The 21,689-nt window shown below is 74.4% G+C and carries 22 protein-coding genes; 15 read left to right on the top strand and 7 right to left on the bottom strand.

Annotated elements, in window-relative coordinates; all coding sequences use genetic code 11:
* Positions 1-31 precede the first annotated feature (31 nt).
* The 3 genes from AC3ERT_RS21815 to aroA all read left to right on the top strand — a co-directional run bounded on the left by AC3ERT_RS21815 (position 32) and on the right by aroA (position 3,230).
* Positions 32-853 carry an AIM24 family protein gene (locus AC3ERT_RS21815; RefSeq protein WP_335979631.1) on the top strand — a complete coding sequence of 274 codons (822 nt, stop codon included), beginning with the start codon at positions 32-34 and terminating at the stop codon, positions 851-853.
* Positions 854-1,053: 200 nt separating this feature from the next.
* Positions 1,054-1,677: a bifunctional 4-hydroxy-2-oxoglutarate aldolase/2-dehydro-3-deoxy-phosphogluconate aldolase gene (locus tag AC3ERT_RS21810; protein ID WP_335979630.1), complete on the top strand. Its 624-nt coding sequence runs from the start codon at positions 1,054-1,056 to the stop codon at positions 1,675-1,677.
* A 317-nt stretch (positions 1,678-1,994) separates the two neighbouring features.
* Positions 1,995-3,230: a 3-phosphoshikimate 1-carboxyvinyltransferase gene (gene aroA / locus AC3ERT_RS21805; protein ID WP_435176195.1), complete on the top strand. Its 1,236-nt coding sequence runs from the start codon at positions 1,995-1,997 to the stop codon at positions 3,228-3,230.
* 27 nt (positions 3,231-3,257) lie between these two features.
* Here the strand turns inward: aroA and iolD are convergent, their stop codons facing one another.
* The 5 genes from iolD to AC3ERT_RS21780 all read right to left on the bottom strand — a co-directional run bounded on the left by iolD (position 3,258) and on the right by AC3ERT_RS21780 (position 9,172).
* Positions 3,258-5,108 (bottom strand): 3D-(3,5/4)-trihydroxycyclohexane-1,2-dione acylhydrolase (decyclizing), encoded by a 1,851-nt coding sequence (iolD, locus tag AC3ERT_RS21800; RefSeq protein WP_435176193.1) that lies wholly within the window; start codon positions 5,106-5,108, stop codon positions 3,258-3,260.
* Positions 5,105-6,001, bottom strand: coding sequence for a 5-deoxy-glucuronate isomerase (gene iolB, locus AC3ERT_RS21795; protein WP_435176341.1), 897 nt, complete (start codon positions 5,999-6,001; stop codon positions 5,105-5,107). The genes iolD and iolB overlap by 4 nt, the downstream gene beginning before the upstream one ends.
* 83 nt (positions 6,002-6,084) lie before the next feature.
* Positions 6,085-7,017 carry a 5-dehydro-2-deoxygluconokinase gene (iolC, locus tag AC3ERT_RS21790; RefSeq protein ID WP_435176339.1) on the bottom strand — a complete coding sequence of 311 codons (933 nt, stop codon included), beginning with the start codon at positions 7,015-7,017 and terminating at the stop codon, positions 6,085-6,087.
* A gap of 95 nt (positions 7,018-7,112) precedes the next feature.
* A complete protein-coding gene (locus AC3ERT_RS21785) occupies positions 7,113-7,961 on the bottom strand; it encodes a TIM barrel protein (protein WP_435176190.1) in 849 nt (282 codons plus the stop codon).
* Between the two features lie 149 nt (positions 7,962-8,110).
* Positions 8,111-9,172 carry a Gfo/Idh/MocA family protein gene (locus AC3ERT_RS21780; RefSeq protein WP_435176337.1) on the bottom strand — a complete coding sequence of 354 codons (1,062 nt, stop codon included), beginning with the start codon at positions 9,170-9,172 and terminating at the stop codon, positions 8,111-8,113.
* Between the two features lie 331 nt (positions 9,173-9,503).
* Here AC3ERT_RS21780 and AC3ERT_RS21775 point away from each other — a divergent pair, with 331 nt between their 5' ends.
* From AC3ERT_RS21775 to AC3ERT_RS21735, 9 genes are all read left to right on the top strand, one after another.
* Complete coding sequence (locus AC3ERT_RS21775) at positions 9,504-10,490, top strand: sugar ABC transporter substrate-binding protein (protein ID WP_488180743.1); 987 nt, start codon at positions 9,504-9,506, stop codon at positions 10,488-10,490.
* Positions 10,487-11,536, top strand: coding sequence for an ABC transporter permease (locus tag AC3ERT_RS21770; protein WP_435132092.1), 1,050 nt, complete (start codon positions 10,487-10,489; stop codon positions 11,534-11,536). The genes AC3ERT_RS21775 and AC3ERT_RS21770 overlap by 4 nt, the downstream gene beginning before the upstream one ends.
* Positions 11,536-12,480: an ATP-binding cassette domain-containing protein gene (locus AC3ERT_RS21765; protein WP_435132307.1), complete on the top strand. Its 945-nt coding sequence runs from the start codon at positions 11,536-11,538 to the stop codon at positions 12,478-12,480. The genes AC3ERT_RS21770 and AC3ERT_RS21765 overlap by 1 nt, the downstream gene beginning before the upstream one ends.
* Positions 12,477-13,625 (top strand): ROK family glucokinase, encoded by a 1,149-nt coding sequence (locus AC3ERT_RS21760; RefSeq protein WP_335978808.1) that lies wholly within the window; start codon positions 12,477-12,479, stop codon positions 13,623-13,625. Before AC3ERT_RS21765 ends, AC3ERT_RS21760 begins: the two co-directional genes overlap by 4 nt.
* Positions 13,622-14,251, top strand: coding sequence for a hypothetical protein (locus AC3ERT_RS21755; protein ID WP_335978806.1), 630 nt, complete (start codon positions 13,622-13,624; stop codon positions 14,249-14,251). The genes AC3ERT_RS21760 and AC3ERT_RS21755 overlap by 4 nt, the downstream gene beginning before the upstream one ends.
* Positions 14,252-14,311: 60 nt before the next feature.
* A complete protein-coding gene (gene pcaDC / locus AC3ERT_RS21750; RefSeq protein ID WP_335978804.1) occupies positions 14,312-15,688 on the top strand; it encodes a bifunctional 3-oxoadipate enol-lactonase/4-carboxymuconolactone decarboxylase PcaDC in 1,377 nt (458 codons plus the stop codon).
* A gap of 36 nt (positions 15,689-15,724) precedes the next feature.
* Positions 15,725-16,357, top strand: a complete 633-nt coding sequence (locus tag AC3ERT_RS21745) for an MBL fold metallo-hydrolase (protein ID WP_435132089.1) — start codon at positions 15,725-15,727, stop codon at positions 16,355-16,357.
* Positions 16,358-16,399: 42 nt separating this feature from the next.
* Positions 16,400-17,179: an exodeoxyribonuclease III gene (locus AC3ERT_RS21740; RefSeq protein ID WP_335978800.1), complete on the top strand. Its 780-nt coding sequence runs from the start codon at positions 16,400-16,402 to the stop codon at positions 17,177-17,179.
* A 223-nt stretch (positions 17,180-17,402) separates the two neighbouring features.
* Positions 17,403-17,705, top strand: a complete 303-nt coding sequence (locus tag AC3ERT_RS21735) for a TfoX/Sxy family DNA transformation protein (RefSeq protein WP_335978798.1) — start codon at positions 17,403-17,405, stop codon at positions 17,703-17,705.
* 53 nt (positions 17,706-17,758) lie between these two features.
* Here AC3ERT_RS21735 and AC3ERT_RS21730 read toward each other — a convergent pair whose 3' ends face one another.
* Positions 17,759-18,151, bottom strand: a complete 393-nt coding sequence (locus tag AC3ERT_RS21730; protein WP_335978796.1) for a DUF6479 family protein — start codon at positions 18,149-18,151, stop codon at positions 17,759-17,761.
* A 250-nt stretch (positions 18,152-18,401) separates the two neighbouring features.
* Between AC3ERT_RS21730 and AC3ERT_RS21725 the strand changes: the two genes are divergently transcribed.
* The 3 genes from AC3ERT_RS21725 to AC3ERT_RS21715 all read left to right on the top strand — a co-directional run bounded on the left by AC3ERT_RS21725 (position 18,402) and on the right by AC3ERT_RS21715 (position 20,830).
* Positions 18,402-19,154: a ZIP family metal transporter gene (locus AC3ERT_RS21725; RefSeq protein ID WP_335978794.1), complete on the top strand. Its 753-nt coding sequence runs from the start codon at positions 18,402-18,404 to the stop codon at positions 19,152-19,154.
* 115 nt (positions 19,155-19,269) lie between these two features.
* Positions 19,270-19,725 (top strand): MerR family transcriptional regulator, encoded by a 456-nt coding sequence (locus AC3ERT_RS21720; protein ID WP_335978792.1) that lies wholly within the window; start codon positions 19,270-19,272, stop codon positions 19,723-19,725.
* 85 nt (positions 19,726-19,810) lie between these two features.
* On the top strand, positions 19,811-20,830 hold the full coding sequence (locus tag AC3ERT_RS21715) for a zinc-dependent alcohol dehydrogenase family protein (protein WP_435132084.1): 1,020 nt from the start codon (positions 19,811-19,813) through the stop codon (positions 20,828-20,830).
* 37 nt (positions 20,831-20,867) lie between these two features.
* On the opposite strand, the gene AC3ERT_RS21710 is transcribed toward AC3ERT_RS21715, so the two are convergent.
* The gene (locus AC3ERT_RS21710; protein ID WP_335978789.1) at positions 20,868-21,608 is read right to left on the bottom strand and encodes a hypothetical protein; all 741 of its coding nucleotides are present in this window, start codon (positions 21,606-21,608) and stop codon (positions 20,868-20,870) included.
* Between the last annotated feature and the right edge of the window lie 81 nt (positions 21,609-21,689).

Here is a 21,689-nt window from a genome sequence, read left to right as displayed (position 1 = left end):
TTTTACCGAGCATGCCCCCAGGAGCCCGCCCATGACCCTTCGACAGCAGATCGTCGGCAACGCCATGCAGATGGCCGTCTGCAGCCTCGACCCCGGGCAGACCGTGTACTGCGAGGCGGGCAAGTTCCTCTTCAAGACCGCCAACGTCAGCATGGAGACCCGGCTCGGCGGCCCCGGCGGCGGCAACCGCCAGGGCGGCGGCCCCGGCGGGCAGGGCGGCGGCATGGGCGGGCTGCTGCGCCAGGCGATGGGCACCGCGATGCAGGTCGGCCAGCGCGCCCTGGCCGGCGAGTCGCTGGCCTTCCAGTACTTCACCGCCGCCGGCGGCGAGGGCACCGTCGGCTTCGCCGGGGTGCTGCCCGGCGAGATGCGCGCCCTGGAACTCAACGGCTCGCGCGCCTGGTTCGCCGAGAAGGACGCCTTCGTCGCGGCCGAGGAGAGCGTCCGCTTCGGCATCGCCTTCGCCGGCGGACGGCAGGGCATGAGCGGCGGCGAGGGCTTCATCCTGGAGAAGTTCACCGGCACCGGCACCGTGATCATCGCCGGCGCCGGCAACTTCATCGACCTCAACCCGGCCGACTTCGGCGGCCGGATCGAGGTGGACACCGGCTGCATCGTCGCCTTCGAGGAGGGCATCCAGTACGGCGTGCAGCGCATCGGCGGGCTCAACCGGCAGGGCATCATGAACGCCGTCTTCGGCGGCGAGGGCCTGTCGCTGGCCACGCTGGAGGGCAACGGGCAGGTCATCCTCCAGTCCATGACGATCGAGGGGCTGGCCAACGCGCTGAAGAAGGCGCAGGGCGGCGACAAGCAGGGGCCGACCGGCGGGCTGTTCTCCACGCACGCCGGCTGAGCGGTTCCGCTTCCCCGGTGCGGGCCGCCTTGACCGGCCCGCACCTCGGGTCTCATGCTCCTCTCATGTCACGGTGCGGTGACAGCTCCTCCGCCGGGGTCCAAGGCGGTACCGCCCGGCAGGTAGCGTCTGATCACGTGCATCCCGCAGCCCCGCATGACCCGCGCGTGGCATCCGCGCAGGAAGGTGGACCGACAGCCGTGTACCGCTGGGAGATCACCCGGGCCGCGCTGGCCCAGCGGGTATTCGCCACGATCCGCAGCGAGAGCTACGACCAGGCCGCCGCCACCGCGGACACGCTGCTGTCGGCCGGCCTGACGACGTTGGAGATCTCCCTCACCACGCCGTTCGCGCTGGAAGCCGTCACCACGCTGGTGCGCGAGGTCGGCGACGACGCGGTGATCGGCGCGGGCACCGTGCTCGACGAGGTCTCCGCGCGGATGGCGATCGACGCGGGCGCCCGCTTCCTGCTGTCGCCCAACCTCGAGGAGTCGGTGCTGCGCACCGGGCACCGCTACGGGATTCCGGTCTTCCCCGGGGTCGCCACACCCACCGAGGCGGTCCGGGCGATGGAGCTCGGGGCCGACGCGCTCACGCTCTACCCGGCGACCGCGTTCACCCCCGCCTGGGTCGGGGACGTCCGCGCGATCATCCCGCAGGCCGCGCTGCTGCCCATCGGCGGCATCACCGTCAGCGAGGCGCCCGACTGGGTCGCCGCGGGTGCGGTCGCTGTCGGCATGGGCTCCGCCCTCACCGACGGTGACCGCTCCACGGTCACCAAGCGCCTCACCGAACTCCTCGACCGCCTGGCCGACTCCTCCTGACGGTTCCCCGCCGGGGGGTGCCTCTAGTCGGCCGGGTGCCGCCCGGTGGGTGGTTGCGCGCGCAGTTCCCCGCGCCCCTGTTGTGGTTGCTCGCCGTGGTCCGGTGCTGTGCGCTGCGGAGCAGCCGCACGTACGCCAGGGGCGCGGGGAACTGCGCGGCCCGCCACAACGCGCCCGCAGACCGCGACGCACCCGGGAGGGGCAGGGCGCACCCGCGGCCCGCCACGACGCAGCCGCGGACCGCGACGCACCCGGGAGGGGCAGAGCGCACCCGCGGCCCGCCACGACGCGCCCGCAGGGGATCGTAGAATCGGCGGGTGACCGTGATGGGTGTGCCTGGTTCGAAGTCCGTGACCGCGCGGGCGTTGTTTTTGGCGGCGGCGGCCGACGGGACGACGGTGCTGCGCGGCCCGTTGGTATCGGACGACACGGAGGGCTTCGCCGAGGGCCTGACCCGGCTCGGGTACGAGGTGGAGCGGCGCGAGGGCGAGTGGCGGGTGACCGGCCGCCCGGCCGGCCCCCCGGCGGACCGGGCCGAGGTGTTCACGCGGGACGCGGCGACCGCCGCCCGCTTCCTGCCGGCACTCGCCGCCGCCGGCCACGGCACCTTCCGCTTCGACGCGTCGGCGCAGATGCGCCGCCGCCCGGTCGCCCCGCTCACCGAAGCGCTCCGCACCCTGGGCGTGGACCTGGCGTACGAGGAGCAGGAGGGCCACCTCCCGCTGCGGCTGGCGGCAGCCGGCCTCAAGGGCGGCGCGATCGACCTGGACGCGAGCCTGTCCTCGCAGTTCCTCACCGCCCTGCTGCTGGTCGGCCCGCTCACCGCCGAGGGCCTGCGGATCAGGGTGACCGGCATCGTGTCGGTGCCGTACGTGGAGATCACGCTCGCGATGATGCGCCGCTTCGGCGTCGACGTGACCCGCGAGGGTGACACCTTCGTGGTCCCGCCGGGCGGCTACCGCGCCCAGGACTACCCGATCGAGCCGGACGCCTCCACCGCCAGTTACGTCTTCGCCGCGGCCGCGCTGGCCGGGCGCACGGCCACCGTTCCGGGGCTGGGCCGCGACGCCCTCCAGGGCGACCTGCGCTTCGTGGAGGTGCTGCGCCGGATGGGCGCGCACGTGGAGACGACGGCCGACGCCACCACGGTCACCGGCACCGGCACCCTGCACGGCCTGACCGCCAACATGCGGGACATCTCCGACACGATGCCGACCCTCGCGGCCATCGCGCCCTTCGCGGACGGCCCGGTCCGGATCGAGGACGTCTACAACACCCGCGTCAAGGAGTGCGACCGGCTGGAGGCGTGCGCGCTGAACCTGCGCGCGCAGGGCATCGAGGTCGCCACCGGCCGGGACTGGATCGAGATCCGCCCGGGCACACCGCGGCCGGTGGAGATCGCCTGCCACGGTGACCACCGCATCGCGATGAGCTTCGCCGTCGCGGGCCTGCGCACCCCGGGCACCACCTTCGACGACCCGGGGTGCGTGAAGAAGACGTTCCCGCAGTTCCACTCCTTCTTCGCGGACCTGCGCCGCACCTGGGACGTCTGACTCCCCGGGGGCGCAGTCCGGGCCGGCCTAGCGCGCGCCCTTCGCCGCGTCGTAGGCCGCGCGGGCGGCGACGGCCGCCGGGCGGGTGGCGGTCTCGGCCACGGGGACGTTCCACCAGGCCTGCGCGGGCAGGCCCGGGCGGTCCGGGTCGGTGGTGACATGGACGGCGGTGGGGCGCGGCGAGGCGCGGGCGGCGGCCAGCGCGGCGCGCAACTCCTCGGCGGTGCGGGCGGTGTGGACCTCCAGGCCGAGGCTGGCGGCGTTGGCCGCGAGGTCGACGGGCAGCGGCGCGCCGGTGAAGGAGCCGTCGGGGGCGCGGAAGCGGTAGGCGGTGCCGAAGCGTTCGGCGCCGACCTGCTCGGACAGCCCGCCGATCGACGCGTAGCCGTGGTTCTGCACGATGACCACGTTGATCGGGATGCCCTCCTGCACGGCCGTGACGATCTCGGTGGGCAGCATCAGGTAGGTGCCGTCGCCGACCAGCGCGAACACCTCGCGGTCGGGGGCGGCCAGCTTCACGCCGATCGCGGCGGGGATCTCGTACCCCATGCAGGAGTAGCCGTACTCCAGGTGGTACTGCCCGGGGTCGCGGGCCCGCCACAGCCGGTGCAGGTCGCCGGGGAGCGAGCCGGCCGCGTTGACCAGCACGTCGCGGTCGTGCAGCACCGCGTCGAGCGCGCCGATCACCTCGCCCTGCGACAGGCCCCCCGCCGGTCCGCTGTCCGGGCCCGCGCCGGTGAACACCGCGTCCGTACGGGCCCGCCAGTCGGCGACGGCCGCCGCCTGGTCCTCGGGCACCGGGAACCGGTGGCCGCCCAACTCCGCGGCCAGCGCCTCGATCCCGGCCCGGGCGTCACCGGTCAGCGCCAGCCCCGCCATCTTGTGGCCGTCGAACGCGGCCGCGTTGAGGTTCACGAACCGGGTCCGCGGGCCGAACAGCGAGCCGGACGCGGTGGTGAAGTCCGTCCAGCGGGTGCCGATGCCGAGCACCACGTCGGCGGCGCGCGCGGCGGTGTCCGCCGGCGCCGTACCGGTGTGGCCCAGACCCCCGAGGCTGCCGGGGTGGTCCCAGCGCACGGCGCCCTTGCCGGCCTGCGTCTCGGCCACCGGAATCCCCGTCGCCGTGGCGAAGGCGGCCAGCGCCGCACCCGCCTCGGAGTGCCGCACCCCGCCGCCGGCCACCACCAGCGGCCGCCGCGCGCCGCGCAGCAGCGCCGCCGCCTCGGCGACCGCCTCAGCGTCGGGCACCGGCCGCCGCACCGGCCACACCCGGGTCCGGAACAGCTCGTCGGGGAAGTCGTACGCCTCGGCCTGCACGTCCTGCGGCAGGGCGAGCGTGACCGCGCCGGTGTCGGCCGGGTCGGCCAGCACCCGCATCGCCTGGAGCAGCGAGGGCGCCAGCATCTCCGGCCGCCAGATCCGGTCGAAGAAGCGGGAGACCGGCCGCAGCGCGTCGTTCACCGACACGTCGTACGCCCAGGGCACTTCGAGCTGCTGGAGCACCGGGTCGGCGGGGCGGGTGGCGAAGACATCGCCGGGCAGCAGCAGCACCGGCACGCGGTTGACGGTGGCCAGCGCGGCGCCGGTGACGAGGTTGGTCGCGCCGGGGCCGATCGAGGTGGTGCAGGCCATCGCGGACAGCCGGTGCGTGGTGCGCGCGTAGCCGACCGCGGCGTGCACCATCGCCTGTTCGTTGCGGCCCTGGTGGAAGGGCATCGCCTCCGGCCCGGCCTCCAGCAGCGCCTGGCCGACGCCCGCGACGTTGCCGTGGCCGAAGATCCCCCACATGCCCGCGACCAGCCGGTGCCGTACGCCGTCGCGTTCGGTGTACTGCGCGGACAGGAAGCGGACCAGCGCCTGCGCGACGGTGAGCCTCATACGTCCTCCTCTTCCTCCTCGGCGGCGCGCGGCGCCCGGTACAGCGGCAGCCGCGGGTCGGGCCGCTGGTCGCGCCAGGTCTCCCGCACCCAGGCGTGCGCCGGGTCGTCGCTGATCAGCCAGGCCCGCACCGGGCCCGGCCCGGCCATGACGTTCAGGTAGTACATGTCGTAGCCGGGCACGGCCATGCTCGGGCCGTGCCAGCCGTCGGGGATCAGCACCGCGTCGCCGCCGCGCACCTCGGCGAGCACGTCGCCGCTGCCCGTCGGCGAGGGGTAGACGCGCTGGTAGCCGATCGCGGCCGGGCCGCCGCGCAGCTCGTAGTAGTAGATCTCCTCCAGGCGGGTCTCGTGCGGCCCGTCCTCGTCGTGCTTGTGCGGCGGGTACGACGACCAGTTGCCGCCCGGGGTCAGCACCTCGACGGCGATGAGCCGGTCGCAGTCCAGCACGTCGGCCGCCGCGAAGTTGTTCACCTGGCGGCTCGCGCTGCCCGCGCCGCGCAGCTCCACCGGCACCGCGGACGCCGGGACCCGGCGTGCGGGCAGCCGCCGCGCGCAGCGCGCCCCCGCCAGCGCGAACCGGCCGCCGTCCGTACTGCCGATCACCGCGCGGCTGTCGCGCGGCAGGTAGCAGAAGTCGGTGGTGCCGGAGAAGACGTCGGCGCGGCCGCGCAGGGTGAACGAGCGCGGCCGCGCGCCGGGCCCGGCCTCCTGCACGTCCACGGTGCAGCCCCCGCCCAGCGGCAGCACCACCCATTCGCTGTCGCCCGCCGCGAAGTCCGCCGAGCCGCCGGGCGCCAGCGTCAGCACCCGCAGCGCGGAGTGCTCCCAGCCGGCCGACCGCGGGTCCACCCACAGGTCGTAGCCGTCCCGTGCCGTGCTTCCGGCCGGCACATGCCGGGCCCGTGTCCGGGGCCGGTCGCAGTCCGTCGTGCCCGTACCGGCTCCTTCCGTGCCCGCACCGGCTTCTTCCGTGCTCACACCGGCTCCTTCCGCAGTGCCGCGTCGATCTCCGCGCGGGTCGGCATCGCGTCCGCGCACGCCAGCCGCGACGCCACCAGCGCGCCCGCCGCGTTCGCCGCCCGCAGCACGTCCCGCAGCCCTTCGCCCGCCAGCAGCCCGGCGCACAGCGCGCCGCCGAACGCGTCGCCGGCGCCGAGCCCGTTGACCGCCCGGACCGGCACCGGCGGGACCGTGATGGACTCGGTGGCGGTACGGCCCAGCACGCCGGCCGGGCCCTGCTTCACCACGGCCGTGCGCACCCCTCGGCGCAGCAGCAGCTCCGCGGCCCGCGCCGGGTCGCGGCTGCCGGTGGCGACCTCCGCCTCGGCGACGTTGCCGACCGCGAGCGTCGCGTACGACAGCGCGCGGGCGTACAGGGCCGGGGCGTCGGCGGGGTCGGCCCAGAACACCGGGCGCCAGTCCAGGTCGAACCAGACCTCCGTGCCCTCCTCCCGGGCGTCCAGCGCCGCGAACAGCGTGCTGCGGGTCGGTTCGACGGCCAGTGCGGAGCCGGTGATCCACAGCACCCGCGCGGCCCGTACCGCGGCCAGGTCCAGGTCCTGCGGGGTCAGGCACTGGTCGGGGGCGATCGGGCGGCGGTAGAAGTGGATCGGGAAGTGGTCGGGCGGGAAGAGCTCGCAGAACACCACCGGGGTCTGGGTGCCCGGCACGGTGCGCACGAAGGAGTCGTCGACGCCGAAGCCGCGCAGCGCGGTGCGGACGTAACCGCCGAAGGGGTCGGCGCCCACGCCGGTGATGGTCGCGGTGCGCAGGCCGAGGCGGGCGCCGGCCACCGCCACGTTGGCGGCGGTGCCGCCGAGGGACTTGGCGAACGTCTCGACCTCGGCGAGGCCGACGCCGCTCTGCTGGGGGTAGAGGTCGACGCCGGCCCGCCCGAGGGTCAGCACGTCGTGCGGGCGCCGGGGGCGGTCGGCCGCAGCCGTGTCGGGGGCCGTACCGGGGGCGGTGCCAAGTGCCGTGTCGGGGGCGGGGTCGGAGGCCGTCACTGCGCGGCCAGCCAGGTCAGACAGGTGCGGACGTCGTCGACCGGGCCCCGGGACGGGGGCGGTTCTGCGGTGAGGACGGTGTCCTGCTCCATCACGTACCAGCCGTCGTAGCCGGCGGCCTCGAGGGTGGCGAGGAGCGCGGCCAGGTCGAGGTCGCCGGTGCCGAGCGGCCGGTACAGGCCCGCGGCGACGGCGGCGGTGTAGGTGGCGGCGCCGTCGCGGACGGCCGCGGCGCGGGCGGCGTCGACGTCCTTGAGGTGGACGTGGGTGACGCGGTCGGCGGCGCGGCGGGCGAGGGCGACGGGGTCGGTGCCGCCGACGAGCAGGTGCCCGGTGTCCAGGCACAGCCCGGTGCGGCTGCCGTCCAGGACGCGGTCCACGTCGGCGGGGCCCTCGACCATGGTGCCGACGTGCGGGTGCAGGGCGGTGGTCACACCGAGGCCGGCCGCGAGGTCGGCGGCGGCGTCGAGGCGGGCGAGGAGCGTGCGCCAGCCGGCCGCGTCGAGCGCGGGCCGGGCGTCGTAGCCGTCCTGCCCGGTCGCGGCGGCCAGCACGAGGGTGCGGGCACCGGCGGCGGTGAAGGAGTCCAGGGCGGCGCGGATGCCGGGCAGCGGGTCCCGGCCGGGGTCGTGCAGGACGGCGGGCACGAAGCCGCCGACCGCGGTGACGCCGTGCTCGGCGAGCAGCGGCCCGGGCAGGAAGCCGTCCGGGCCGAACTCGCTCGCGCCGATGCCGAGTCCGGCCAGCTCCGCCAGCACGCGGTCCGGGGTGAGCTGGTGGCCCCAGCCGGGCACCTCGCACACCCCCCAGGAAATCGGTGCCCCGGCGATCCGCTCGCGCCTCATGCCACCACCACTCCCTTCGGCTCGCCCGCCGGCCCGCCGCTCGGCCCGGCGCCTGCTGCTCCGGTCTCGTCCGGTCTCGTCCGTGTCCGCGTCGTGTCCCCGTCCGAGGACCTACCCGCGTCCTACCCGCCCGGACGGCTCTGCCGCCCTCAGTCCCCCGGCGCCGCCGGTGCGGCCGCCGCCCACTCCTCGGTGAGCCGGTCCGGTGCGGCCGGCCGCACCGGGCGGTGCTCGGCACGGGAGCGCTCGCACGCCTCGGCGATCAGCAGCGCGCGCAGCGCGTCCCGCGGCGGGCAGGGGTTGGCGGCCTCGCCGCGCACGACCCGCAGGAAGACGGCGAGTTCGGCCGCGTACGCGGTGGCGAAGCGGTCGAGGAAGCCGGACCAGGGCGGTGGTGGCGGGGCCGGCCGCCGCGGGCCGGGCCCGGGCGGCGGCAGGGCAGCGCCGAGCGGCGCGCGCGGCCCGGTGCCCACGGTCACCTGCCCGTCCGTGCCCGCCAGTTCCATCCGTACGTCGTAGCCCGCGGCGTGGTACCGCGTCGCGGTCGCCGTCGCCAGCACCCCGCCCTCCAGGGTGAGCAGCACCGCGCCGGTGTCCACGTCGGACGCGGCCCGGAAGTAGTCGGCGCCGACATTGGCGCCGGCCGCGTAGACCTCGGTGACCTCCAGGCCGGTCACCCACCGCAGCGCGTCGAAGTCGTGGATCAGGCAGTCCCGGTACAGGCCCCCGGAGAGCGGGACATAGGACGCCGGGGGCGGCACCGCGTCGGAGCTCACCGTGCGCACGGTGTGCAGCCGGCCCACCTTCCCCGCGCGCACCGCCTCGCGCGCGGCGGCGTACTCCGGGTCGAAGCGCCGCTGGAACCCGACCTGGAGCAGCGTGCCGGCCCGCTCGGCCGCCCGCACCGCCGCCACGGTGCCCGCCAGGTCCCTCGCGAGCGGCTTCTCGCAGAACACCGGGACCCCCAGCCGCGCGGCCCGCGCCAGCAGCTCCGCGTGGGTCCCGGTCGCCGCCGCGATCACCACCGCGTCCGGGCGCGCCGCGAACAGCTCCGCCACCGGCAGCGCCCGCCCGCCGTGCCGGGCCGCCACCTCCCCGGCCCGCGCCGGGTCGGCGTCCGCCACCAGCAGCTCCGCCACGTCCCCGTGCGCCGCCAGCGTCCCGGCGTGAAAAGCGCCGATCCGCCCGGCCCCCACCAGTCCGATCCGCATCATGGCCCCCTCCGCGTCGTCCCCCACCTGCCCGGTCGCCCACACGATCTCCCGCCATCATGCCCCCTCCACCCCCTCCCAACAGCCCTCCCGCCCCGCCGCCACCCGTGCGAGCGTCAGACCGCGCCCGCCGCCGGGCCGCGCGCGTCACCCGGAGGCGGTAGTCGGCAGGTGCGGAGGGTTGACGGATACTGGGGCCGCCGGGAGGGTCTCACGCAGCACTCTCATCCCGGCGGCACCACTGAACGTGAAGGAAAGGCAGGGCCACGTGGCTCAGGCAAGGGCGGGACGCGACCGCGGTGATCGCGGGGGGAAGCGCAGGACGCGCCGGCTGGCCGGCGGCCTGTTCGCGGTGGCGCTGTGCGCCGCGGCGCTGGCCGGGTGCAGCGCCACCGGCGGGAAGCGCGCGGAGGACCGGGCCAAGCAGCTGGCCGCGAACGGCTCCGCGGTGAACACCCCGCACTGGACCTTCGCGATGGTGACGCACTCCGGCGCGGGCGACACGTTCTGGGACATCGTGCAGAGCGGCGCGAAGCAGGCCGCGCAGAAGGACAACATCAAGTTCCTGTACTCCAACAGCGACCAGGGCGACCAGCAGGCCCAGCTCGTGCAGGCCGCGATCGACCAGCACGTGGACGGCCTGATCGTCACCCTCGCCAAGCCGGACGCGATGAAGGCCGCGGTGACGAAGGCCGTCAAGGCGGGCATCCCGGTGATCACCGTCAACTCCGGCGCCGAGCAGTCCGAGCAGTTCGGCGCGCTGACCCACATCGGGCAGGACGAGACGGTCGCCGGCAACGCCGTCGGCGACGAGCTGAACACGCGCGGCCGCAAGCACGCCCTGTGCGTCCTGCACGAGCAGGGCAACGTCGGCCTGGAGCAGCGCTGCGCCGGGGTGAAGGCGCACTTCCACGGCCGCATGGACAAGCTCTACGTGGACGGCACGAACATGCCCGACGTGCAGTCCGCGATCGAGGCGAAGCTCCAGTCCGACCCGTCGATCGACTCCGTGGTGACGCTCGGCGCGCCCTTCGCCCCGACCGCCGCCAAGGCCAAGCAGCAGGCGGGCTCGAAGGCGGAGATCGACACCTTCGACCTCAACGCCCAGGTCGCCGCCGCCCTGAAGGACGGCACCCTCGGCTTCGCCGTCGACCAGCAGCCCTACCTCCAGGGCTACGAGGCGGTCGACCTGCTGTGGCTGTACCGCTACAACAAGGACACCCTCGGCGGCGGCCAGCCGGTCCTGACCGGCCCGCAGATCGTCACCAAGGACGACGCGGACGCGCTGCTGGAGTACACCAAGCGGGGCACCCGGTGAGCACTGACGTCCTCGACGTGATCGGTGCGGGCGACGAGCGCCTGGCGCCCAGATCGGTGCTGCGGCGGCTGCTGGGACGGCCCGAACTGGGCGCGGTGGTCGGCGCGGCGGCGGTCTTCCTGTTCTTCTCGGTCGTCGCCGACTCCTTCCTGCGCGCCTCCAGCATGGGCACCGTGCTGTACGCGTCGTCCACGATCGGCATCATGGCGGTGCCGGTGGCGCTGCTGATGATCGGCGGCGAGTTCGACCTGTCGGCCGGCGTGATGGTCACCAGCTCCGCGCTGGTCTCCTCGATGTTCAGCTTCCAGATGACCGCGAACACCTGGGTCGGCGTCGGGGTGTCGCTGCTGGTGACGCTGGCGCTCGGCGCGTTCAACGGCATCATGCTGGTGCGCACCAGGCTGCCGAGCTTCATCATCACCCTCGGCACCTTCCTGATGCTCACCGGCCTCAACCTCGGCCTGACCAAGCTGATCAGCGGCACCGTGGCGACCAAGTCGATCGGCGACATGCAGGGCTTCCCCAGCTGCCGCGACCTGTTCGCCTCGCACTGGACGATCGGCTCGGTCGACCTCCAGGTGACCATCCTGTGGTGGCTGGGCCTGGTCGCCGTGGCGACCTGGGTGCTGCTGCGCACCCGCGCCGGCAACTGGATCTTCGCGGCCGGCGGCAACGCGGACGCCGCCCGCGCGGTCGGCGTGCCGGTGGCCCGCACCAAGGTCGGCCTGTACATGGCGGTGGCCTTCTGCGCCTGGATCTCCGGGCAGCACCTGCTCTTCTCGTTCGACGTGGTGCAGTCCGGCGAGGGCGTCGGCAACGAGTTCCTGTACATCATCGCGGCGGTCATCGGCGGCTGCCTGATGACCGGCGGCTACGGCAGCGCGATCGGCTCGGCGGTCGGCGCGTTCATCTTCGGCATGGCGAGCAAGGGCATCGTGTACGCGCAGTGGAACCCCGACTGGTTCCAGTTCTTCCTGGGGGCGATGCTGCTGCTCGCCACCCTGCTCAACGCGTGGGTGCGCAGGCGGGCGGAGGCGAGCAAGTGATCACGGTCGACGACGGCAAGGCCCCCGGCCCCTCCGGCGCCGCGCCCGGCGCCCTGGTGGCGCTCACCGGCGTCAGCAAGTCCTACGGCAACGTACGGGCGCTGCGCGAGGTGTCCCTGGAAGTGCACGCCGGGCAGATCACCTGCGTGCTGGGCGACAACGGCGCCGGCAAGTCCACCCTCATCAAGATCATCGCGGGCCTGCACCCCCACGACACCGGCACGTACACGATCGCCGGCGAACCGGTCCGGCACGGTTCGCCCCGGCAGGCGCTGGATCGCGGCATCGCCACCGTCTACCAGGACCTCGCCGTGGTCCCCCTGATGCCGGTGTGGCGGAACTTCTTCCTCGGCTCCGAGCCCACCAGGGGCCGCGGCCCGCTGCGCCGCCTGGACACCGCCCTGATGCGCGCCACCACCCGCCAGGCGCTGCTGCGCATGGGCATCGACCTGCGCGACGTGGACCAGCCGATCGGCACCCTGTCGGGCGGCGAACGCCAGTGCGTGGCGATCGCCCGTGCGGTGCACTTCGGCGCGAAGGTGCTGGTGCTCGACGAGCCGACCGCCGCGCTCGGCGTGAAGCAGTCCGGGATGGTGCTCCGCTATGTGGCCGCCGCACGCGACGCGGGGCTCGGTGTGGTGCTCATCACGCACAACCCGCACCACGCCTACCTGGTCGGCGACCGCTTCGTGCTGCTCAAGCGCGGCACCATGTCCGGCAGCCACCTCAAGAAGGACATTACGCTGGACGAGCTGACGCGGGAGATGGCCGGCGGCAGCGAGCTGGACGAACTGACCCACGAGCTGAACCGGACGCGGCGAGGCGGCACAATGGCAACGGACGCCGCCCCGTCCGCCCCGTCCGCGGAACAGGCGCCCGAGACACCGAAGACGCCGAAGCCACTGCCCGCCACCGACCCAGCCGACCCGGAGACCAGCGCTTGAGTGCCAATCGAGAACGTGTCTACCGCGGCGGCGCAGCGCGCGCCACGGTGTGGCAGAGCGTCGGGATGCGCGACCGCCGGGAGCGCCGCTCCCACCTGACCGCGCCCCGCGTGCCCACCGTCGGCATCGACATCGGCGGCACCAAGGTGATGGCGGGGGTGGTGGACGCGGACGGGCAGATCCTGGAGACGCTGCGCACCGAGACCCCCGACAAGTCCAAGAGCCCCAAGGTGGTCGAGGACACCATCGTGGAGCTGGTGCTCGACCTGTCCGAGCGGCACGACGTGCACGCCGTCGGCATCGGCGCCGCCGGCTGGGTGGACGCCGACCGCTCCCGGGTGCTGTTCGCCCCGCACCTGGCCTGGCGGGACGAGCCGCTGCGCGACCGGCTCTCCGAACGGCTGCTGGTGCCCGTCATGGTCGACAACGACGCCAACACCGCCGCCTGGGCGGAGTGGCGCTTCGGCGCCGGGCGCGGCGAGGCCGACCTGGTGATGATCACCCTGGGCACCGGCATCGGCGGCGCCATCCTGGAGGACGGCCACGTCAAGCGCGGCCGCTACGGGGTGGCCGGCGAGTTCGGCCACATGCAGGTGGTGCCCGGCGGGCACCGCTGCGCCTGCGGCAACCGCGGCTGCTGGGAGCAGTACAGCTCCGGCAACGCCCTGGTCCGCGAGGCCCGCGAGATGGCCGCCGCCGACTCCCCGGTGGCGTACGGCATCAACGACCGGGTCGGCGGCAGCGTCCGCGACATCACCGGGCCGCTCATCACCGAACTGGCCCGCGAGGGCGACCCGATGTGCGTGGAGCTGTTCCAGGACATCGGCCAGTGGCTCGGCGTCGGCATCGCCAACCTCGCCGCTGCCCTCGACCCGTCCTGCTTCGTCATCGGCGGCGGTGTCAGCGCCGCCGACGACCTGCTGATCGCCCCGGCCCGGGAGGCGTTCCGGCGTACCCTGACCGGCCGCGGCTACCGGCCCGAGGCGCGCATCGCCAAGGCCGAACTCGGCCCGGAGGCGGGCATGGTGGGCGCCGCGGACCTCGCGCGGCTGGTCGCCCGCCGGTTCCGCCGCGCCAACCGGCGCCGGGTCGAGCGCTACGAACGGTACGGACGCACCCTCGGAAGGCAGGCGGCCCAGCCGTGACCCCACCGCAGCACAGCGGCGGCCCGCAACCGGCCGTCGCGGACGAACTCGCCGAGGCCGAGGCGGAGTTCGCGGCCGCCGGACCCCGGCCGCCGCGCACTCCGCCGCGCTGGGTGCGCTGGACCGTGGTGCCGCTGCTGGTGCTGGTGCCGATGGGCTACGTGGGGGTGTCCGCCGCGCAGAGCCGCGGCAGCGGCGAGGACGCCCGGCAGGAGGCGGCCGGCCGCGCGCTGACCCAGGTGTACCCGACCCAGCTCCAACAGCGGATCTACCAGGTGACCATCCCGCGCGGCTCGCGCTACGTCCGCTACCTGGAGACCAACTCCTGGGACAACAGCGAGCTGTACGCCGAGTTCGTCACCACCGCCGGCGGCCTGGACACCTTCCTCGCCCGGATCGGCACCAGCCGCGCCGCGCTGCGCACCGGCACGGTGGCCATGTCCGCCGCCCAGTGCAAGGCGGCGGGCTGGAACTTCGCCATCCCCCGCACCTGGGCGGGGGAGAGCCTGCACCAGCCGGGTGACAAGCCCGACCACGACATCACCGTCGACATGACCAACCCCGACCGTCCCCGGGTCTACGTCGTGTCGACCGTCAACTTCCAGCACGGGTTCGGGGGCGGCTGAGCGCCACCCGCGAGTCAGGCCCCTGCCATGTCCCGCCCTTTTACTCGATAGCGTGAGGCGATGAGCGACGCGACCGACGAGACCGACCGGCTCGGCACGTACGCCGCGGCCGCGTACCCCCCGTACGGCGACCGGGGCGGCGCGCTGACCGGCGACGACGACTCCGCGACCGACCCGGACGACGAACGCGACGACCTGCAACCCCCGTTGCAGTACCGGTTCGACGGCCCCGACGACGCCCCCGTGCTGGTCCTGGGACCCGCGCTCGGCTCGACCTGGCACATGTGGGACCGGCAGCTGCCCGAACTCACCAAGCAGTGGCGGGTGCTGCGGTACGAACTGCCCGGGCACGGCGGCGCGCCCGCCGAGCCCGCCTCCACCGTGGACAACCTCGCCCGGCGGCTGCTGGCCGTCCTCGACGACGAGGAGGTCGACACCTTCGGGTACGCCGGCTGCGAGTTGGGCGCGGCGGTCGGGGCCCGGCTGGCGCTGCTGCGGCCCGACCGGCTGGCCGCGCTGGCCCTGGTGTCGGCCGCGGCCCGGTTCGGCAGCGCGGACACCTGGCGGCAGCGCGGTGTGGTGGTCCGCGCCAACGGCCTGGACCGCACCGCCGTCAACACCCCCGAGCGCTGGTTCACCGGGCCGTTCCGCGCCACCCAGCCGGCGATCACCCAGTGGGCCGTGCAGATGGTCAAGACCACCGACAGCTCCTGCTACGTCGCCGCGTGCGAGGCGCTCGCCGGGTTCGACATCCGCGAGCAGCTCGGCAGCATCACCGTGCCCACCCTGGTGGTGGCCGGCGCCGACGACACCGAGACGCCCCCGGCCGACGCCCGGCTGCTCGTCGCGGGCATCCACGACGCGCGGCTCGCGGTGGTGCCCGCCACCGGGCACCTCGCGCCGGTCGAGGAGCCGGCCGCCGTCGGCACCCTGCTGGTCCGGCACTTCGAGACCGCCTGGACGGCCGACCGCACCTCCGGCACCGTCCCGTACGCGCCCGCGCCGCCCCCGGTCGCGCCCCGGCTGCCCGCGCCCGCCGCCCCGCCGCCCGGGCCCGACGCCTACGAGGAGGGCCTGCGCATCCGCCGGGAGATGATCGGCGAGGCCGAGGTGGACGCCGCGGTCGCCCGGGCGAAGACGTTCGGCAGCGGCTTCGACTCCTACGCCACCCGCTGGGGGTGGGGCGAGACCTGGACCCGCCCGGGCCTGGACCGGCGCACCCGCAACTTCGTCGCGCTGACCGCCCTGACGGTGCTCGGGCAGCTGGAGGAGCTGGCCGACCACACCCGGGCGGCGCTGCGCGGCGGCCTGACCCCCACCGAGATAGAGGAGACGCTCCTGCAGACCTCCGTCTACTGCGGCCTGCCCGCCGCCCGCGCCGCCGTCGACCGCGCCCGCAGCGTCATCGCCGAGGAGACCGCCACCGGCAAGGGGTGACGGGCGGGCCGGAGCGGGGCCGGGCAGGATGGGCACATGGAGCTGACCAAGAAATCACATGCGTGCGTGCGGCTGGAGCGGGAGGGCCGGACCCTCGTCATCGACCCGGGCGCGTTCACCGAGCCGGACGCGGTCGCCGGGGTCGACGCGATCCTGGTGACCCACGAGCACGCGGACCACTTCAGCGAGGACCGGCTGCGGGCGGGGCTGGAGGCCAACCCGGCCGCGGAGCTGTGGACACTGGCGAGCGTCGCGGACGCGATGTCCGCGGCCTTCCCCGGCCGGGTGCACACCGTCGGCCACGGCGACAGCTTCACCGCCGCCGGATTCGACGTGCAGGTGCACGGCGAGCTGCACGCCGTGATCCACCCGGACATCCCGCGGATCAAGAACATCGGCTTCCTGATCGACCGCGCGGTCTTCCACCCGGGCGACGCGCTGACCCTGCCCGGCCACGCCGTGGACACGCTGCTGCTGCCGGTCCAGGCGCCCTGGAGCAAGATCTCCGAGGTGATCGACTACGTCCGCGAGGTCAGGCCGCGCCGCTCGGTCGACGTGCACGACGCCCTGCTGACCGACCTCGCCCGGCCGATCTACGACATGCAGATCGGCAACCTCGGCGGCGCCGACCACCTGCGGCTGGCCCCGGGGGAGGCCCTCGCCGTCTGAGGCGCGCGGGGTCTGTCGTACCCAGCGGCTAGGTTGGGGGGCATGCGTATCGCGACCTGGAACGTCAACTCGATCACCGCGCGGCTGCCCCGGCTGCTGGCCTGGCTGGAGAGCAGCGGCACCGACGTGCTGTGCCTCCAGGAGACCAAGTGCACCGCCGAGCAGTTCCCGCACGAGGAGCTGCGCGCGATCGGTTACGAGGCCGCCGTCGAGGCCACCGGCCGGTGGAACGGCGTGGCGGTGCTCTCCCGGGTCGGCCTGGCCGACGTGGTGCACGGCCTGCCCGACGGCCCGCAGTACGAGGAACTCGCAGAGCCCCGCGCGCTGGCCGCGACCTGCGGCCCGGTCCGCGTCTGGTCGGTCTACGTGCCGAACGGCCGGGAGGTCGACCACCCGCACTTCGCCTACAAGCTGCGCTGGTTCGAGGCGCTGACCGCCGCCGTCGCCGGGGACGCGGCGGGGCAGCGCCCCTTCGCCGTCCTCGGCGACTACAACGTGGCGCCGACCGACGCCGACGTGTACGACCCGGCCGCGTTCGAGGGCGCCACCCATGTCACCCCCGCCGAGCGTGCCGCCCTGGCCGCCCTGCGCGGCACCGGCCTGAGCGACGTGGTCCCCCGCCCGCTGAAGTACGACCACCCGTACACGTACTGGGACTACCGCCAGCTCGCCTTCCCCAAGAACCGCGGCATGCGCATCGACCTCGTCTACGGCAACGCGCCGTTCGCGACCGCCGTCTCCGACGCCTATGTGGACCGCGAGGAGCGCAAGGGCAAGGGTGCCTCCGACCACGCGCCGGTGGTGGTCGACCTCCAGGTGTGACCGGAGGTAGGGGTGGTGGCGCGGGAGGCGGGCCGTGCGGCGTGCGGCCCACCGGGGTCATCAGCGCGGGGGACCGCCACGGGCGTGTCCGCCGCGGATCGGGCGAAGGCGCGCGCCGCGCGTGCATGATGGCGCCAACGGACACCGGAGCGTCCCCCGACGGTTTCTGACGCTCCCTCAGCTTTCAGACCACCTTCACCACCGGCTTGTACGGAGGAATGACGTGGACTCCCTTCAGCAACTGCCGAACATCGGAGCGGTGCTCGCCGACCGGCTGCGCCGCGCGGGCGTGGGCGACGCCGGCGAACTGCGCCGGCTCGGCTCGGGCCGCGCCTTCGAGAAGATCCGCCCGGAGCTTCCCGAGGACGCCCGCACCCACACCCTGCTGGCGCTCGAAGGGGCGCTGCGCGGCATGCGGTGGACCGCGATCCCGCAGACCGAGCGGGACACCCTGGTCGACCGCGTGCTGGGCGCCCCCGAACTCACGGGAGCGCCCAGCACCGCGGCATCCGGCCGGGTCGACTGAGGGTCTGTCGTTCGGATCTCCGCGGGAGAAGGAGCGGGGCCGAACGACAGACGCTAATCGACGTTGGGGCCGCTGTGGCGGCGCGGGTGGCTCGGCACCCGGCCCGCGCGCACGCCGGAGTCGTGCACCTCGTGCGGGAACCGCCGCCGCCCGTCCTGCGGCATCTCGTCGGCCTCGATCTTCCGCGCGTCGTGGGTGCGCCGGCCGTCGCCCTGGTGCCCGGGACCGTGGTCCGGCGGCGCGCCCTGGTCGTGCTCCTGGCGGGTCGCCCACGCGCCCGAACGCGGCCGGGTACCGGTCGGCACCCGGGGGTCGCGGCCCATCCGCCGCATCCCGAACACCACGGCCGCGATCAGGACGATCACGATGCAGATTCCGATCACCAAGGGGCCGATCGAACCGGCCGGTAGCGCGAGCTGGACCATGTGCTGCTCGGAAAGAGACATTTCGGCACCTCCTCACACCACGCATGCCCGCGATCAACACCGGCACACGGGCGGCGGCCGGGAAAAGCGGAACCCGCACCGGCCGGTCACCGGGCGTGACCCGCCGGGGCCCGCCCCGGGCCCGCCGCCGGGCCGCCGACCGCGCCGCTCGGGACGCCCGCGCACTTCGCGCCTGGTCCGCGCGCCGGCCGGCACCCTGTCAAGCCGACCCGGATTCGCCAGCGCGGACGCCGTCCTGGATCATTACCGCATGCCGGTCCTGATAGCCATGTGCGCCTTCGTGATGACCCTGGTCGGCGGCGTCGTCGCGCAGCACATCGGGGACCGCCGCCATCTCGTGCTGGGGCTCGCCGCCGGGCTCATGCTGGGCGTCGTCGGCTTCGACCTGCTGCCGGAGGCGCTGGAGAACCAGCCCCGGCACGTCTTCGGGGTGCCCGCGGGCCTGCTGATGTTCGTGGCCGGCTTCCTGGCGCTGCACGTCGTGGAGCGCGCGGTCGCCATCCACCGCGCCCACGAGGGCGAGTACGCCTCGCACACCCACGGCCACAGCCACGCGCACGACCCGGTCAAGGGGGTGGGCGTCGCCGCGGCGTGCGCCCTGGTCGGGCACAGCGTGATGGACGGCTTCGCGATCGGCGCCGCCTTCCAGGCCGGGGACACCGTCGGCATCGTCGTGGCCATCGCGGTCGTCGCGCACGACTTCGCCGACGGTTTCAACACGTACACGATCACCCGGCTCTACGGGAACGGCCGGCGCCGGGCGCAGGTGCTGCTGACCGCCGACGCGCTGGCCCCGGTGGCCGGCGCCGCGATCACCCTGGCGTTCACCATCCCGGCCGGGGTGCTCGGCCTCTACCTCGGTTTCTTCGCCGGCTTCCTGCTCTACCTGGCCACCTCCGACATCCTCCCCGAGGCCCACAGCCCGCACCCGTCCACCTCCACGCTGCTGTGCACGGTGGGCGGCGCCGGGATCATGTGGATGGTGATCGGCCTCGCCAACTAGGCCGGGCCCGACCGCTACCGTCCTCCCGCCCAAGGGGCGGCGGCCGACGGAGGCGGAACCCCCAGGTCAGCGCGTTCTTTGACTTCAAGCACTCGAAGTTTCTACCGTCGATGGGGTGACAGCAGGAATCGGCGAGCGAACGTACACGATCAAGGAAGCCGCGGCCCTCGCGGGGCTGCCCGCCAGCACGCTGCGCTACTACGAGTCGATCGGCGTGACCGCGCCGGTCGCCCGCGGCGAGAGCAGCGGGCACCGCGTCTACACGGACGCGGACGTGGAGCTGCTGACCGCGGTCGCGTGCATGGCGGCGACCGGCATGCCGGTAAGCGACATGCGGCACTACGTCGAGAACGGCCGGCTCGGCCCGGCCGCGGCGGCGCAGCAGATCGCGTTGCTCAGCGAGCGCGCCGAGCGGCTGGCCGAAGAAGCCCGGCTGGTCAGGGCCCGGCGCAAGTACGTCACGATCAAGATCGATTACTGGCACGCCGTGGCCGCCGGCGACGAGGCCGAGGCCGAACGACTGGCCGCCGAGGCGCGCGCGCTGGTCGGGCAACTCAAGCCGGCCAGGTGAAACGATCAGCTCGCGAAGCGCCCTCCCGGCCTTCGCCCGCTGATCCGCGCTGCCCGGAAGCAACTGCAAGTGAGACGGAGCTTTCATGCGTCAAGTAGTGATGACCCGGCCCGGTGAGATCGTCGTCGAGGACCGCCCCGACCCGAGGATCGAGGAGCCCACGGACGCGGTCATCCGGTTGGCCGCCACCTGCGTCTGCGGCTCGGACCTGTGGCCGTACCGCGGTGTGCAGCAGGTCGACCACCAGGTCATGGGGCACGAGTACGTCGGTGTGGTGGAGGAGGTGGGCCCGCAGGTCAGGACGGTCAAGGCCGGTGACTTCGTGGTCGGCTCGTTCTGGACCTCGGACAACACCTGCGAGATCTGCCGGGCGGGCTACCAGTCCCACTGTGTGCACCGCACCGTCATGGGCTCGATCGGCACGCAGGCCCAGCGGGCGCGCGTCCCGCTGGCCGACGGCACGCTGGTGGCCACCCCGGGCCTGCCCGACGCCGATCTCGTCCCGTCCCTGCTCGCCGCCTCCGACGTCCTGGGCACGGGCTGGTTCGCCGCGGTGGCCGCGCAGGCGGGGCCCGGCAGGACCGTCGCCGTCGTCGGTGACGGCGCGGTCGGCCTGCTCGGCGTCCTGGCCGCCCGGCAACTGGGCGCGGAGCGGATCATCGCCTTCAGCCGCCACCCCGACCGGCAGCGGCTGGCCCGGGAGTTCGGGGCCACCGACATCGTCGAGGAGCGCGGCGACGAGGGAGCGGCCAAGGTCAAGGCGATGACCGGCGGCCTCGGCGCGCACGGCGTCATCGAGGCGGTCGGCACGCAGGAGGCCATGATGCAGGCGATCCACGCCGCGCGGGCGGGCGGGCACGTCGGCTTCGTCGGGGTCTCCCACGGCGTCAGCATCCCGGGCGACCTGCTCTTCAGCACCGGCGTCCACCTCCACGGCGGCCCGGCCCCGGTCCGCGAATACCTGCCCGAGCTGATCCGGCTCATCTGGGACCGCGAGATCGAACCCGGCCGGGTCTTCGACCTCACGCTCCCGCTGGAACAGGCGGCCGAGGGCTACCGGGCGATGGACGAGCGCCGCGCCGTCAAGGTGCTGCTGACGCCCTGACGCCCCGCGCCGCACCACCGGCCCGGCCGTACCGTCCCTAGCTCTTGCCCGCCTTGGGGGCGGTGGTCGCCGCCTTGGTGACGTCCGCGACGAGTTCCACCACGTCCGAGCCGTACGCCTGGGAGTTCACCACCCGCAGCAGCAGGCAGAAGGTCGAGTCCAGGCCGTACTTGCGGATCAGCCGCGGGTGGTGGCGGGCCAGGTAGCGGGTCGCGGCCTGGTTGGCTGTGCCGCGCTGGCCGGACGCCAGGAACACCGGCCGCTCGTTGCCGGAGTCGCGGGCGGACGACAGCCGGGCCAGCAGGACGTACTCCACCGCGCCCTTCTCCAGCCGGTACGTCTCGCCGGCCACGGTGATCGCGCCCTGCTCCGGGCCCTGCGCCGGGTCGGTGTCTATCTCCACGCCCGGCAGCATCGAGCGCAGGTGCGCGGCCAGCCGGAAGTTGGCGGTCGGCCCGCCGATGCAGAACTCGGTGCGGGCGCCGAAGCCCTGCCAGGCGGTGTCGTGGGCCAGCACCTCCGCGTGCGCCCCGCACTCCTTGATCACCGCGGCGAGCTCCAGCAGCGCGAAGGCGTCGTGCCGGGCCAGGCTCCAGCCGCGCGCACCCGGGTCGCGCGGCACCACCAGCAGGCACTCGGAGTCCGTCGGCAGCCCGAAGAACCGCTGCTTGCGGTGCAGCCGGCGGCGCCACAGGTAGCCGCGGACCAGCCAGCCGAGCAGACCGCCGATGACCAGACCGGCCAGGACCAGTACGAGGTTGCGCACGTCGTCGCTCATGGCGCGGCATCGTAGCGGTGTTCGAGCCGGGCCGTCGCCCCCGGTGCGGGCCCGCACGCGCGGCCGGGGCCGGGACCCGGA

It is taken from the genome of Actinacidiphila sp. bgisy145, assembly GCF_057708125.1.
This window is presented reverse-complemented; position numbering and strand designations above follow the sequence as displayed.

What these genes read in the sequence shown, in the direction of transcription:
- AC3ERT_RS21815 (WP_335979631.1), top strand. Translation starts at nt 32, where the DNA reads ATGACCCTTCGACAGCAGATCGTCGGCAACGCCATGCAGATGGCCGTC.
- iolD (WP_435176193.1), bottom strand. Translation starts at nt 5,108, where the DNA reads ATGAGGCTCACCGTCGCGCAGGCGCTGGTCCGCTTCCTGTCCGCGCAG.
- AC3ERT_RS21785 (WP_435176190.1), bottom strand. Translation starts at nt 7,961, where the DNA reads ATGAGGCGCGAGCGGATCGCCGGGGCACCGATTTCCTGGGGGGTGTGC.
- AC3ERT_RS21780 (WP_435176337.1), bottom strand. Translation starts at nt 9,172, where the DNA reads ATGCGGATCGGACTGGTGGGGGCCGGGCGGATCGGCGCTTTTCACGCC.
- pcaDC (WP_335978804.1), top strand. Translation starts at nt 14,312, where the DNA reads ATGAGCGACGCGACCGACGAGACCGACCGGCTCGGCACGTACGCCGCG.
- AC3ERT_RS21745 (WP_435132089.1), top strand. Translation starts at nt 15,725, where the DNA reads ATGGAGCTGACCAAGAAATCACATGCGTGCGTGCGGCTGGAGCGGGAG.
- AC3ERT_RS21740 (WP_335978800.1), top strand. Translation starts at nt 16,400, where the DNA reads ATGCGTATCGCGACCTGGAACGTCAACTCGATCACCGCGCGGCTGCCC.
- AC3ERT_RS21730 (WP_335978796.1), bottom strand. Translation starts at nt 18,151, where the DNA reads ATGTCTCTTTCCGAGCAGCACATGGTCCAGCTCGCGCTACCGGCCGGT.
- AC3ERT_RS21725 (WP_335978794.1), top strand. Translation starts at nt 18,402, where the DNA reads ATGCCGGTCCTGATAGCCATGTGCGCCTTCGTGATGACCCTGGTCGGC.
- AC3ERT_RS21715 (WP_435132084.1), top strand. Translation starts at nt 19,811, where the DNA reads ATGCGTCAAGTAGTGATGACCCGGCCCGGTGAGATCGTCGTCGAGGAC.
- AC3ERT_RS21710 (WP_335978789.1), bottom strand. Translation starts at nt 21,608, where the DNA reads ATGAGCGACGACGTGCGCAACCTCGTACTGGTCCTGGCCGGTCTGGTC.